Raw genomic sequence first — 13250 nt, forward strand, 5'->3', positions numbered from 1 at the left:
GGGCGTCCCAGTTCGCCTTAGAGGAGCTGAGACTGTGACCGCCACCGTGAAGTCCGTTGACCTGCCCAACGGCACCACCGCCCACGACGAGACCCTCAACCGGTGGTACGTCAAGAAGCCCGTCGGCATGTTCCCGTGGCGGGCGAACAACGGGGAGAAGCTGACCGACTTCGAGGTCGACAACTTCCTGCGCTCCGGCCGGATCGTCGTCACCCTGCCCGAGTAGGGTCGTCAGCCCGTCGTCACGCTGGCGGCGGTGACGGTGCCATCGGTGGCCGTGGTGCCTTGGACGGTGATTGCCTGACCGGCGGTGAGCTTGTCGGCGGTGATGGTCTGCTGCAGCTTCGTGCTATCGGTGATGGTGACGGTCACCATGGCGCCCGTCATGGTCTGGACCGTGAGGGTGCCGTTGGCGGCCGACTTCAGCGTGCCGACGGTGGCTGTTGCGGCCTCCGCGCCCGGGGCGCCGCCGGGAAGACCTCCGCCGGGAAGGCCTCCGCTCGGACGGCCGGATCCGGGGCCGAACGATGGGTTGCCACCCTGACGCCCGGCGCCGAAGGACGGGCCACCGTTCGGGCTGGTACGCGCCGTCGTGCTACCGGTGCTCTCGCCCCAGTTCTTCTGCGTCAGGACGCCACCGAGGAAACCGGCTGCGGGGAGGGCCAAGGCCAGCAGGACCAGCGTGGTCCGGTTCCACCAGCGGCGGGGCGCGGCGGCGGCGAGGGCGGCGGGCAGGTCAGCGTCGGCGCGGTCGTCGTCCGGGTGGGTGTCAGGCTCCGCGTCGTGGTCGGGCTTGGCGGCGTCCGTACGCTCCGGGTCGTCGACCTTCGGCAGCACTTCGGTGTTGTCGTCGGATGCCTTGGTGTCCTTCATGGTGGTTTCCTACTCGTAGCGCAGCGCGTCGATGGGGCGCAACCGGGCGGCCCGGGCGGCGGGGAGCCCGCCGAAGAACAGGCCGATGACGACGGAGACGCCCAGGGCCAGCACGACCGAGCTCGGGACGACGACCGGTGTCACGCCGGCGATGGTGAAGTTGCTGCCGATCAGGGCGGCTGCCACGCCCAGCCCGCCGCCGAGGAAGCTGAGCAGGGTGGCCTCGATGAGGAACTGGGTGAGGATGACCCGGTGCGGTGCGCCCAAGGCTTTGCGGATGCCGATCTCCCGGGTGCGTTCGGTGACGGTGACCAGCATGATGTTGGTGATGCCGATGCCGCCCACGAGCAGGCTGATCGCGGCGACCGCCCCGAGCAGGGTGGTGAACGTGTCAGCGGTTTCGGTCTGCGTTTCGAGCAGCTGCTCGGCGCTGCGGATCCGGTAGGCGGTGGTGCCACTGCTGGTTGTGGGCATCCGCTGGTCGAGGATGGTGCTGATTTCGGACTCGACGGTGCCAACCTCGTCGGAGCTCTCCGCTTCGACCAGGATCGAGCTGAGCGAGCCGTACCCGGTGAGGGTTTGCCGGACCGCGGTGATCGGGGCGATCGCGACGTCGTTGGCGTCCGAGGCGCCGATCGACGCGCTTTCCTCGGCCAGGACCCCGATCACGGTGAAGAGCGCACCGCCGGCGGTCACCTGCTCGCCGATCGGATCGGTGTCGGCGAACAGCTCCTCGGCGACGGTCTGGCCGATCACCACGACCCGGCGGCCCTGGCTGTCGTCCTCGGCGCCGAACGTCGCACCGGACTCGACCGGCGTGTTCGAGGCGGTGAAGTAGCTGGGCGTGGTGCCGATGAAGGAGCCGACGTCGTGGGAGGTGCTGCCGTACGTGAGGGTGGATTGGGCGCTGACCACCGGCGACACCGACTTGACGTCGGGGGCGAGCGCCGGGTCGTCCAGGGCCTCGGCCACATCCACAGTGAGCCCGCCGCCGGCGGCCGAGCGGGTGCTGCTCATGACCGTCAGGGTGTTGGTGCCCAGCGCCTCGATGCGGTCGCTGACCGCCTTCGCCGAGCCGTTGCCGACCGCGACCAGCAGGATGACCGCGGCGACGCCGATGAGGATGCCCAGCATGGTCAGCGCGGAACGCAGCTTGTTCGCGCCGACGCCACGCAGCGCGAAACGGATGATCTCCACGAAGTTCACCGGGCCGCCTCCACCGCGTGCCGCCCGGACAGGTGCTGCGGCTCGTCCGTCTGCACTTCGCCATCGAGCAGCCGGATCAGCCGGTCCGCGCGGGAGCCCACCTCGGGCTCGTGGGTGATCATGAGGATGGTGCGGCCGGCCGCGTTCAACTCGTCGAAGACGGTGAGGATGTCCTCGGTGGAGTGGCTGTCCAGGTTGCCGGTGGGCTCGTCGGCCAGCACCAGGGCGGGTTCGGTGACCAACGCCCGGGCGACAGCGACCCGTTGCTGTTGGCCGCCGGAGAGCTGGTTGGGTTCATGCTCGGCACGGGCGGACAAGCCCACCAGATCCAGGGCGTGCATGGCCCGCTCGCGGCGCTCACGCGCGTGCACCCCGGCGTACGCGAGGGGCAGCTCGACGTTGGCTCGGGCGGTCGTGCGGGGGATGAGGTTGAAAGCCTGGAAGACGAAGCCGATGAGGCGGTTGCGGACCAGGGCGAGTTGCCGGTCCGACAGGCTGCTGACGTCCACTCCGTCGAGGAGGTACTGCCCGCCGGACGGGACGTCGAGGCAGCCCAGGATGTTCATCAACGTGGACTTGCCGGAGCCCGACGAGCCCATGATCGCCACGTAGTCGCCCCGGGCCACGGTCAGGCTGACCCCGCGCAGGGCGTGCACGGTGGTCTCGCCTTCGCCGTACACCTTGGTCAGTGACCGGACGTCGAGAACCGGGCGGCTCACGGCGGGCCCCCGTTGCCGCCAGGACCGCCGCCGGTGCCGAAACCACCACCGCCGGCCGGCCCCTGCCGGGAGTTGCCGCTGGTCGACGAGGTGGAGCTGGTCGCGGGCAGGATGACCCGCTCACCCGCGGTGAGACCCGAGACGATTTCGTACGCGTCCGCGCCCTTGACGCCCACCTCGACCTGCCGCGTTTCCGTGGTCCCGTCGGCTCTCGGAACGCCGACCGTGTACCGGCTGCCGGTCAGGGTGACCGCCGCCGAGCTGACGCTGACCACGTCCTCGGCGGTGCCGGTGACCACGGCGACCTGGACGCTCTGGCCGGGCCGGGCGCCGACGGGCAGCGCGCCGACGCTGACGGTCACGCCATAGGTGACCACGCCGCTGCTGCTCGTGCCGGACGGGTCGATGGACAGCACCTTGCCGGTCGCCTCGGCGTCGGTCAGCGCGCTCCACTCGATCGTCGCGTCCTGACCTGCCTGCAGCTTGGTGGCATCGGCCTCGCTGAAGTCCGCGGTGACCTGAAGCTTGCTCAGGTCGGCGAGCTGGATGAACCCCGACGAGGCGCTGGCCGTCTGGGTCCCACCGCTTGCTCCGCCGCCTGCTCCGCCGGTGGCGGAACTCGATGCGGACGAGGAACTCTCGCTGCCGACTGTGCCGTTGACCGCGACGACCGTACCCGCCATCGGCGCGGTCAGGCTGGTGCCGGTCACGGCCGCTTCCGCCTCGTCCACGGCAAGCAGGGCCTGGGCAACGGCGTTCTGGGCGGTGGTGGTGTCGGTGCCGGCGTCCTCGGCCCGGTCCACCGCGTCGTACGCGGCCGTCAGATCGGCCTGGGCCAGGGCGAGATCGCGCTGGGCGGCGGCCGGGTCCACCTTGGCGAGCAGGTCACCCTTGCCGACCTGGTCGCCGACCTTGACGTAGATCGTGGTGACCGTGCCGTCGGTCGCGAAATCGGCCGTGCCGCCGGTGACGGGCTCCAGGGTGCCGTCCGCCGTCACGGTCGCCGTCACCGTCCCCTTGGTGGCGGTGACTGTGCGGCTCGCCGCGGAGACAGGCGTCGTGCTGCTCGTGCCGCGCACCAGGAACACCGACCACGTCGCCGCGCCGACGAGGACCGCCAGCAGCACGAGGTTGACAAGATGACTGGTGAGCCTGCGCACACCTCATGATCGCTGGTGGGGCAGGTGGGACGTCGTGATACTCGGAAAATCGGTGCGGCTACCAGGCCCGGACGACCAGCTCCCCGGCCGTGAGCCCGCCGGTGATCTCCGTGTACTGGTCGCCCCGCAACCCGACCTGCACGGACCGCTGCGCCTGCATGGTGCCGGAGCGGACGAGCACGGAGCCCGCCCCGTCACCGGCCTCGTGCACCGCGGTCGACGGCACGCGTAGCGCATCGGCGACCTCGCCGGTGGTCACCTCCACCGCAGCGGTCTGCCCGACGAGAAGTCCGGACGGCACCGCCGTGAAGCTGAGCAGCACCCCGTACGTGACCAGGGTGCCGTCCGAGGTGCCGACCGGATCGACCTGCGCCACCTTGGCCGGGAACTCCTGCCCGACCCGGTCGGCGAGGGTCACGGTCGCCGGCTGCCCGACCGCCAGTGCGCCCGCGTCGGCCTCCGGGAAGTTGGCGGTGATCTGCATCTGGTCGGTGTCGGCCAGCGTGACGAAGGTGGTGCCCTGCCGCACCTGGTTGCCCACCACGCCCTCGACCGACATGACGGTCCCGTCGATCGGAGCCTTGATCGTCGCCCCGGCCAGCGCCAGTTTGGCCTCCGCGAGGGTGATCGTCGCCCGGTTGACCCGTTGCTGCGCGGTGAGAACGGCGTCCACAGCCGCCGCGCGGTTGGTGCCGGTGACGGGTTGGCCCGCGCCACCCAGCGCAGCGCCACCCAGCCCGGCGGCGACCGGCCCGATGGTGGCCGGGACCGGCGTCGCGGGCGTCGTGCTGGGCGCCCGGGTGGGTGCTGTCGTGCGGGTCGCGCTGTCCGCGGCGGCCTCAGCCGCGGTCAGCTGGGTCTCGGCGGAGGCGAGACTGGTCTGCGCCTCGTTGACCGCTGTCGCCGCGTTGGTGGTCTCCAGCGCGGCGAGGACCGTGCCGGCCTTGACTTTGGTGCCGGCCTTCACGGCGACCGAGTCCACTGTGCCGGCGACGGTGAAGGCGAGACTGCGGGTGGTGGCCGCCTGCAGAGACCCGGTGGCGGCGACGCTGACCGTGACCGGGCCGCGGTCGGTGCCCACCATGGCCGGCGTGGACTTGCCGCCCTCGGGCTCCTCACCGATCACCCACGCGGTCATCGCCGCCGCGACGCTCACCACAGCGAGACCACCCACCACCCATCGTCTGCGCACAGCGGTGATTCTTCCCGCCGTCCCGCGCCAATGGTGCAACTTTCGGACATATGCCGCGTTGTGCACCTCGCCGGCCGCCGCAGAAACTCCGCAGAAAATCTTCGGCGGAGCTGTCGATTACGGTCCGGGCCGTTCGTAGCCCTGGTGAGAGGCCGGCACGGTGCCGGTCCGCGGACTCACCCGGAGGGCATCATGACCACCACCGCGACCAGCCCGGCCCGCTCTGCCGTCCCGGCCCGCTCTGCCGTCCCGGCCCGCCGCACGAGCCTGGTCGCGTCGGCCGGGATCGGGATTGCCGCCACCGCGGGCGCCTGCGTGGCAACCATTGCTGTCGCCGCGGCCGGGCGGGCGGCCGGGATCAGCCTGCACGTGAGCGACGCGCCGATCCCCATCGCGGGCTTCGCCGTCATGACCGCGCTGTGCTCGGCGGTCGGCCTGATCCTCGCCGCCGTTCTGCAGAAGACGGTCCGGCACGCTCGGCGCGCCTTCGTCCGGACGACAGTGGTGCTGACCGTGCTGTCCCTGGTGCCGGACGTGCTGGCCGACGCCACCACGGGCACCAAGGCGTTGCTGATGCTTACCCACCTGGTAGCCGCGGCGATCGTCATTCCTGCCGTGGCGCGCCGCCTGTCCGCCTGAAACCGACGTACGTTTTCATCCATCACCCACCGGAGGAACCATCATGAAGCAGTACCTGCTCGCCGTACACATGGTCGAAGGCGTTCCCGACCCCGAGCCGGCTGTGATCCAGCGGATGTACGGCCAGGTCGAGAAGGTCAACCAGGAGTTGCAGGCGGCCGGCGCCTGGGTGTTCGGTGGCGGGCTGCTGCCGCCGGACAGCGCCACCGTCGTGCGGGCCGAGAACGGCAAGACCACCATGACCGACGGCCCGTTCGCGGAGACCAAGGAACAGCTCGGCGGCTTCTGGGTGCTGCGCTGCGCAGACCTGGACGAGGCGCTGGCCTGGGCGGCCAAGTGTGCCGAGGCCTGTGAGGGTCCCGTCGAGGTGCGGCCCTTCCAGGACGAACCGGAGAGCTGAGTCCCGGCCACCGTGGACCTCGACAGCATCTACCGGGCGGAATACGGCCGCTGCGTGGCCACGCTGGTCCGCCTCCTCGGCGACATCCATCTCGCCGAGGAGGCAGTCCAGGACGCCTTCGCCACCGCCCTGCACAAGTGGGACACCCCGCCCCCCAACCCGGGCGCCTGGATCGTGACCACCGCCCGCAACCGGGCCGTCGACCGGCTCCGCCGCGAGTCGACCCGCGAGGCACGGCACGCCCAGGCGCTGCTGCTGCACCAGCAGGACGAACCCCAGGAGGTGGGACCGGTGCAGGACGACCACCTTCGCCTCATCTTCACCTGCTGCCATCCCGCGCTCGCCCCGGACGCCCGGACCGCACTGACGCTGCGGCTGCTGGGCGGGCTGGACGTGCCGGAGATCGCCCGGGCGTACCTGGTGCCCGAGGCCACCGTGGCGCAGCGGATCGTCCGCGCCAAGAAGAAGATCCGCGACACCGGCATCCCTTACCGGGTGCCGGGCGCGGCGGAGCTGCCGGACCGGCTGCCACCGGTGCTGACCGTTCTCTACCTCATGTTCAACGAGGGCTATGCGGCCACCACTGGCACGCTGATCCGCACCGACCTGTGCACCGAGGCGATCCGGCTCGGCCGGGAGCTTGCCGCGTTGATGCCCGACGAGCCCGAGGTGCTGGGGCTGCTCGCCCTGCTGCTGCTCACCGAGGCGCGGCGCCCGGCCCGGGTCGGCCCGCACGGCGAGCTGGTGCCGCTGCCTGAGCAGGACCGAAGCCGGTGGGACCGTACGCTCATCGCCGAAGGTCATGATCTGGTCCGGCGCTGCCTGCGGCGTAACCAGCCGGGGCCGTACCAGATCCAGGCGGCGATCAACGCGGTGCACACCGACTCGGACGCCACCGACTGGGCGCAGGTCCTCGCGCTCTACGACCAGCTGTACGCGCTATCGCCGACCCCGATCGTCGCCCTGAACCGAGCCGTCGCGATCGCGGAGGTGCACGGCCCGGCGCTGGCCCTGGCCGCGCTGGAAGACGTGGAGTTGCCCGGCTATCACCTGCTGCCCGCGACCCGGGCCGACCTGCTGCGGCGGCTCGGTCGGCGACCGGAGGCACAAGCGGCGTACGACGAGGCGATCGCGCTGGCCGGCAACGAGACCGAACGCGCTTTCCTGCGCGGCCGCCGCGCCGACCTCTGACCGTCCGACCGCTGGACGGGTCGAAGGTCCTGCCGGCGGCCCCGGACGGCCCTACGGTGAGGGGAGGCGGCCGGCTCACGGCCGTGGTGAAGACAGCATCCGCGAAAGGACAGCGCCGTGACTGCCGTCATGCCGGACCTGCTGCAAACCCTGGCCGAGCCCGACGAGTCGGAGCTGGGCGGCCTCGACGCCTGGTGGCGTGCGGCCAACTACCTGACGATCGGTCAGATCTATCTGCAGGGCAATCCGCTGTTGCGGGAACCGCTCGCGGCCGAGCACATCAAGCCGCGGCTGCTGGGCCACTGGGGCACCAGCCCCGGCCTGTCCCTGGTTTATGCGCACGTCTCGCGGCTGATTCGACACACCCGCCAGCAGGCGATCTATCTTGCCGGTCCGGGGCATGGCGGCCCGGCGCTGGTGGCCGCCGGCTACCTGGAAGGGACCTACAGCGAGATCTATCCGCGGGTATCGCAGGACGAAGCCGGGATGCTGCGGCTGTTCCGGCAGTTCTCCAGCCCGGGCGGCATCCCCAGCCACGTGTCGGTGACCACGCCCGGCTCTATCCACGAGGGTGGCGAGCTGGGTTACGTGTTGGTGCACGCGTTCGGGGCCGTGCTGGACAACCCGGATCTGTTGGCTGTCGCAGTCGTGGGCGACGGGGAGGCGGAGACGGGCCCGCTGGAGGGTTCGTGGAAGGGCATTTCGTTCCTGAACCCGGAGCGGGACGGCGCGGTGCTGCCGATCCTGCACCTCAACGGCGCGAAGATCGCCGGGCCGACGGTGCTCGCCCGCAAGGATCCCAACGAGGTGCGTGCGCTGCTGCGCGGGCACGGGTACGACGTCATCGAGGTGGAGGGCGACGACCTGCCCGGCATGCACGTGCGGTTCGCGGCGGCGCTGGCGCAGGCGTGGAGCCGGATTCGGGAAATCCAGGCTGCGGCCCGGGCGGGTCAGTGGGATCGAAGCCGTCCGGTGTGGCCGATGATCGTGCTGCGGTCACCCAAGGGCTGGACCGGGCCGGCGCAGGTGGACGGCATTCAGGTCACCGGGACGTGGCGGTCGCATCAGGTGCCGCTGTCCGGCGTACGCGAGAATCCCGAGCACCTCGCGCTGCTGGACGGCTGGCTGCGGTCGTACCGTCCGGAAGAGCTGTTCGATGCGACCGGCGCGCCCACCGCGTTGGTGCGGTCGCAGGCGCCGGAAGGCGTGCTGCGGATGAGTGCCGCGCCGGCGGCGAACGGTGGCCTGCTGACCCGGGAGCTGGACCTGCCCGACTTTCGTGCCTACGCCGAGACGGTGTTGCGGCCGGGTGAGGCGCGCGCCGAGTCGACCCGGCGGCTCGGGGAGCTGATGCGCGACATCTACACCCGCAACCCGGACCGGTTCCGGCTGTTCTGTCCGGACGAGACGACCAGCAATCGGCTCGGTGCCGTCTTCGAGGCGTCCGACCGGGCGTTCGCCGAGCGGGTGACCCCGGACGATGTGGCGATCGGCCCGACCGGCCGGGTGATGGAGGTGCTGTCCGAGCACAACTGCCACGGCTGGCTGGAGGGTTACACGCTGACCGGCCGGCACGGGCTGTTCGCCACCTACGAGGCGTTCGCGATGGTCAGTGCCTCGCAGACCGTGCAGCACGGCAAATGGTTGCAGGAGGCCGCGCAGCTGTCGTGGCGGGCGCCGGTGCCCAGCCTCAACGTGCTGCTCACCTCGACGGCCTGGCGCAACGACCACAACGGTTTCTCCCATCAGGGCCCCGGCCTCATCCAGGTCGTGCTGACCCAGCGCGGCGACGTGGCCCGCGTCTACCTGCCGCCGGACGCGAACTGCCTGCTGTCGGTCGCCGACCACTGCTTCCGATCCCGGTCATACATCAACCTGATCGTCATCGACAAGCAGCCGCAGTTGCAGTACCTGTCGATGGACCAGGCGATGGAGCACTGCGCCCGGGGCGCGGGCAGCTGGGACTGGGCGGGCACCGACGACGGCACCAGCGACCCGGACATCGTGCTGGCCTGCGCGGGTGACGTGGTCACCATGGAGACGGTCGCCGCGGCGCAGATCCTGCACGACCGACTGCCCGGCTTCAAAGTGCGGGTGGTCAACGTCGCCGACCTGATGACCCTGGCCCGGCCGAAGGACCATCCGCACGGCATGAGCGAGACCCTGTTCACCGAGCTGTTCACCGACACCGTCGACGTGGTCTTTGCCTTCCACGGCTACCCGGGCGCCATCCACCAGCTCGTGCACGGTCGCCCGGACGCCGACCGGTTCCGGGTGCGCGGCTTTATCGAGCAAGGGACCACGACCACACCCTTCGACATGACCGTACGCAACAAGGCGTCCCGCTATCACCTCGTGATCGACGCCATCAACAATGCGAAGCGGTTGCCACGCGGCGCCGCAGAGCTGAAGGCGTGGTGCGAGCGCCAACTCGAGCGGCACGCGGCGTACGTGGTGGAGCACCTGGAGGACATGCCGGAGGTCCGCGACTGGGCACTGGGTGACTGGGCGCACCAGGGCTGAGGGACTCGTCGGGCAGCGGTCGCTGCGACTTTCGGTGGACGTCCGCCCTCTGTCGAATGGCGGATGGCGCGTGCCGCGGTGCTGCACCGCGAGCCGATGTGTGGACCGTCCGGGTGCCTCAAGATCCCTCCGGTGAAGGTTCTGGGAACCCAGTTGGCTGGGGTAGCGCGGCGTCCGGCGCGGTTGTTGTTGACCGGTCTTGCGGTGTTGGTGGCCTCGTTCGTCGTCTACGCGACCGTGCTCGCCCACCAGATCACCGAGCGAACGGTCATCAAGGAGGGCGTCGACACCCCCGCGGCGGTGAGCCTCGTCGTCGGCGAGGGGCCGCCGCAGGCGGATGGCTTCCCCGCCCCGACGAAGGTGACGACGCAGCAGATCACCCAGTTCCGTACGGTGCCCGGCGTGGCCGAGGCGGCGCCGCGGATGGACGTCTACGGCGAGGCGAACGGCGATGACCTCGTCGTGACCGCCGACCCCGGCAGTGGCCCGCTGGCCCGCGTACGGATCAGCCAAGGCACCTATCCGGCGCGGCCGAACGAGATCGCCGTGACCCCGCGCACCGCCAACCGGGGCGGCCTGCCCCCGGGCGCCTCAGCAGTCTTCTATTCGCAGTGGGACAAAGACGGTAAGCCGGTTGACCCGGTCACGGTCAAGGTCACCGGCGTCGTGGACCTCGACCAGGACTATGGCAACGCCGCGTACGCCCCTGCGGGCATCGTGCAGGGACTTCGGCGCAACGGCGACGTGACGCGCGTGGACGTGCGGCTCGCACCGGGAGCCGACGCCGCCGCGGCAACCGCGGGACTGCAACGGGTCGTCGATTCCAGCCCCGCACTGGAAGAGCCACTGGTCAAGGCAACGATCCGGACCGGTGACGCGATCCGTCAGGAAGAGGCGGACGGCGCCATCGACGACGTACGCCTGCTGTTCGCGGTCATCGCGATGTTCGTGGCGCTCGCCGTGGGCGCCGCCGGTCTGGTCGCCGCCTCCACCTTCCGGATCGTGTTCGCCCAACGGATGCGTCAGCTCGCCCTGCTGCGGGCCATCGGTGCAGGCCGCGCACCGGTGTGGCGGGCGCTCGCCGCCGAAGGCGCCCTGACCGGGCTCGCCGTCGGCGTGGTGGGTGTCCTGGCGGCGCTCGCGTTCGGTCACGCCCTGCCGCCGATCGTCCGCGCTTTCGGTGTCCAGGTGGAAGCGCCCGGCATGCCGCTCCTGCCCGCTCTCGGCGTCGTCCTGCTCGCCATGCTCATCACTGTGGTGGCCGTGTGCGCGCCCGCCGTCACCGCCGCCCGGGTGGCCCCGCTGGAGGCGCTGCGGACGGCGAACACCGCACCGGGCGGCCGCACCATCGGCAAGGTCCGGGGCACGTTCGGGGTGCTGTTCGCCCTGGTCTCCGCGCTGCTGGCGGCGTACGTCATCGTGCATTTGCCGGTCCCGGGCGAGAGCGGCTATCAGATGGAGATGATGCTGCTCAGCATCGTCGCCTCCGCCACGCTGGCCTATGTCACGCTCATCCTGCTCGGTCCGGTGCTGGTCCGTCCGCTGCTCGCCGCGGTGGGCTGGCCGCTGCGCAGGTTTGGTCCGGTAGGTCGCATCGCCGTCGGTGGTGTCGGCGGCGCACCCCGGCGGGCCGCCGCGGTGTCCGTGGTCGTAGCACTCGGCGTCAGCCTCATCGGCGGCGCGGCGGTCATCGCGGCCTCGGCGCGCATCGTCGCCGACCGGGAACTCGTCACGAGCGCACCGGCTGACTTCGTTCTCGCCGGCAGTGACGGCGTGCAGCTTCCCGCCGCCGTCGTGACCAAAGCGAAGGCCGACCCGCGACTCGCGCAGGTGACGGCGTACCGGGAACTGCCCGTGCAGATCGACGGCTCCGAGGACGATTTCCCGGTCAACGCCAGCGACCTCTCCCTCACCGCACTCCCGCAACTTGCGAAGATCGATGTCGCCCAAGGATCCACGGCCGCGATCGGCCCGGGCAAGGCAGCCTTCGGCGCGGTGCTGGCGCAGGACGAGGACCTTCAGCTCGGCGACAGCGTCACCCTGACAGCCGGTTCGCGTCAGCTGCGGGTGGAGGTGGCTGCCGTGCTGGCTGGGGAAGGACCCTTGGGCGCGAGCATCATGCGCTCGCCACCGACTGACTCGGCTCAGGATCGGACGGCCACGCCGTACTCTTCGCGGAGCTCTTCCGGGGTGGTCGCCCTGCCGAAGAGCCAGCCCTGGCCGAGTCCGACGCCGGCGGCAGCGAGCGCCACGGCGTCGGCCTCGGTTTCGATGCCCTCGGCGACCACAGCCGCGCCCATGGCGCGCGCCAGCTCGACCAACGACTGGGTGACCACGCTCAGCACCGGGTCGGCGCCGATGCCGGCGACGATGCTGCGGTCGAGCTTGATGACGTCCGGCGAGGTGACGACGATGTGCCGTAGCGACGAGAATCCGGCGCCGACGTCGTCGACAGCTAGTCGCATGCCGCGGGCGCGCAGCGGGGCCAGGACGGCCTTCAGCGCGTCGTAGTCGTCGACGGCCTCGTGCTCGGAGAGTTCGAGCACCACGCGGTCCAGCGGAAAGCCGTGCAGCAGCTGAGCACACTCCGGAGTCATCAGCGTCGCCGGGGAGACGTTCATCGTCACGTAGTGGGACACCTGGTACAGGTGGTTCGCCGCCTGCCGCAGGGCCAGCAGCTCGAGGTGGTGGCCTTCGCCGATCGAGTGGGCCTCGGCGAAGACCCGGTCGGGCGGCATGCCCCATTCCTGTGGGAACCGGCTCAGCGCCTCGGCGCCTACCCGGCGGCGGGTGGACAGGTCGACGATGGGCTGCAACAGGACGACCGGGCCGCCGCCGTCCAGAACCGGGCGCAGGCGGGCGGTGATGTCGGCCTGTCGGGCGTGTTCGCGAAGCCCAGGCTCGATGATCATGGAAGCGGCGTGCGAGAGCACGTCCATCAGCGCCCGGTCGCGCGGCGCGAGCGCGGGATCGGTGTCGAAGCCGGCCGCGCAGAACGTGCCGTACACGGTGCCGTCGCTGAGCACCACAGGCACCGAGACGAAGCTACGCAGCCAGGGGATCTGGGCACCGGGCAGCTTCAAGGCCTCCGGGTAGGTCGTCACGTCCGCCATGACCGGCGGCAGGCGCCCATCCATGATCGCCTGGCAGAAGGAGTTCTCCTGCGGCTGGCTCATGCCCGGCCGAAAACCCTCACCGGTGGCGCTGTCGACGGCCTCCAAGTGCTGAGTTGTCCCGTCCATCCGGGTCAGGAAGGCGAATCCGAGGCCCAGTGACTGCCGAGCGGTCCGCAACAGGTCGGCGAGCTGCTGTGCAGTTTCCGTACGCTGCTCGGACACCCGCGCCTC

The 13250-nt window shown here is 70.8% G+C and carries 11 protein-coding genes and 1 pseudogene; 6 read left to right on the forward strand and 6 right to left on the reverse strand.

Annotation, left to right across the window (positions count from 1 at the left end; genetic code table 11):
• Nucleotides 1–34 precede the first annotated feature (34 nt).
• Nucleotides 35–226 carry a hypothetical protein gene (locus tag ACIA1L_RS25835; protein WP_396075500.1) on the forward strand — a complete coding sequence of 64 codons (192 nt, stop codon included), beginning with the start codon at nt 35–37 and terminating at the stop codon, nt 224–226.
• Between the two features lie 5 nt (nt 227–231).
• Here the strand turns inward: ACIA1L_RS25835 and ACIA1L_RS25840 are convergent, their stop codons facing one another.
• The 5 genes from ACIA1L_RS25840 to ACIA1L_RS25860 are packed head-to-tail and all read right to left on the reverse strand — an operon-like array spanning nt 232 to nt 5150.
• Nucleotides 232–873, reverse strand: coding sequence for a hypothetical protein (locus ACIA1L_RS25840; RefSeq protein ID WP_396075501.1), 642 nt, complete (start codon nt 871–873; stop codon nt 232–234).
• A gap of 9 nt (nt 874–882) precedes the next feature.
• Nucleotides 883–2079, reverse strand: a complete 1197-nt coding sequence (locus ACIA1L_RS25845; protein ID WP_396075502.1) for an ABC transporter permease — start codon at nt 2077–2079, stop codon at nt 883–885.
• A complete protein-coding gene (locus ACIA1L_RS25850; RefSeq protein ID WP_396075503.1) occupies nt 2076–2798 on the reverse strand; it encodes an ABC transporter ATP-binding protein in 723 nt (240 codons plus the stop codon). The genes ACIA1L_RS25845 and ACIA1L_RS25850 overlap by 4 nt, the downstream gene beginning before the upstream one ends.
• Nucleotides 2795–3958 carry an efflux RND transporter periplasmic adaptor subunit gene (locus ACIA1L_RS25855; RefSeq protein WP_396075504.1) on the reverse strand — a complete coding sequence of 388 codons (1164 nt, stop codon included), beginning with the start codon at nt 3956–3958 and terminating at the stop codon, nt 2795–2797. Before ACIA1L_RS25855 ends, ACIA1L_RS25850 begins: the two co-directional genes overlap by 4 nt.
• A gap of 58 nt (nt 3959–4016) precedes the next feature.
• Nucleotides 4017–5150, reverse strand: coding sequence for an efflux RND transporter periplasmic adaptor subunit (locus tag ACIA1L_RS25860; RefSeq protein WP_396075505.1), 1134 nt, complete (start codon nt 5148–5150; stop codon nt 4017–4019).
• Nucleotides 5151–5342: 192 nt separating this feature from the next.
• Here ACIA1L_RS25860 and ACIA1L_RS25865 point away from each other — a divergent pair, with 192 nt between their 5' ends.
• From ACIA1L_RS25865 to ACIA1L_RS25885, 5 genes and pseudogenes are all read left to right on the forward strand, one after another.
• Nucleotides 5343–5789, forward strand: a complete 447-nt coding sequence (locus ACIA1L_RS25865; RefSeq protein ID WP_396075506.1) for a DUF6069 family protein — start codon at nt 5343–5345, stop codon at nt 5787–5789.
• A 43-nt stretch (nt 5790–5832) separates the two neighbouring features.
• Entirely contained in the window at nt 5833–6189 is a 357-nt protein-coding gene (locus tag ACIA1L_RS25870; RefSeq protein ID WP_396075507.1) for a YciI family protein, read from the forward strand.
• Nucleotides 6190–6201: 12 nt separating this feature from the next.
• A complete protein-coding gene (locus ACIA1L_RS25875; RefSeq protein ID WP_396075508.1) occupies nt 6202–7380 on the forward strand; it encodes an RNA polymerase sigma factor in 1179 nt (392 codons plus the stop codon).
• Between the two features lie 129 nt (nt 7381–7509).
• Nucleotides 7510–9903: a phosphoketolase gene (locus tag ACIA1L_RS25880; RefSeq protein ID WP_396075676.1), complete on the forward strand. Its 2394-nt coding sequence runs from the start codon at nt 7510–7512 to the stop codon at nt 9901–9903.
• A gap of 942 nt (nt 9904–10845) precedes the next feature.
• Nucleotides 10846–11184: pseudogene (locus tag ACIA1L_RS25885) on the forward strand (FtsX-like permease family protein); the annotation flags it as partial.
• A gap of 863 nt (nt 11185–12047) precedes the next feature.
• Here the strand turns inward: ACIA1L_RS25885 and ACIA1L_RS25890 are convergent.
• Complete coding sequence (locus ACIA1L_RS25890; protein ID WP_396075509.1) at nt 12048–13241, reverse strand: EAL domain-containing protein; 1194 nt, start codon at nt 13239–13241, stop codon at nt 12048–12050.
• Between the last annotated feature and the right edge of the window lie 9 nt (nt 13242–13250).

It is taken from the genome of Actinoplanes sp. NPDC051859 (genome assembly GCF_044452725.1).
Taxonomy (GTDB): domain Bacteria; phylum Actinomycetota; class Actinomycetes; order Mycobacteriales; family Micromonosporaceae; genus Actinoplanes.

Excerpts from the sequence above, each read along its gene's own strand:
- ACIA1L_RS25840 (WP_396075501.1), bottom strand. The coding sequence starts at position 873 with ATGAAGGACACCAAGGCATCCGACGACAACACCGAAGTGCTGCCGAAG.
- ACIA1L_RS25865 (WP_396075506.1), top strand. The coding sequence starts at position 5,343 with ATGACCACCACCGCGACCAGCCCGGCCCGCTCTGCCGTCCCGGCCCGC.
- ACIA1L_RS25870 (WP_396075507.1), top strand. The coding sequence starts at position 5,833 with ATGAAGCAGTACCTGCTCGCCGTACACATGGTCGAAGGCGTTCCCGAC.
- ACIA1L_RS25880 (WP_396075676.1), top strand. The coding sequence starts at position 7,510 with ATGCCGGACCTGCTGCAAACCCTGGCCGAGCCCGACGAGTCGGAGCTG.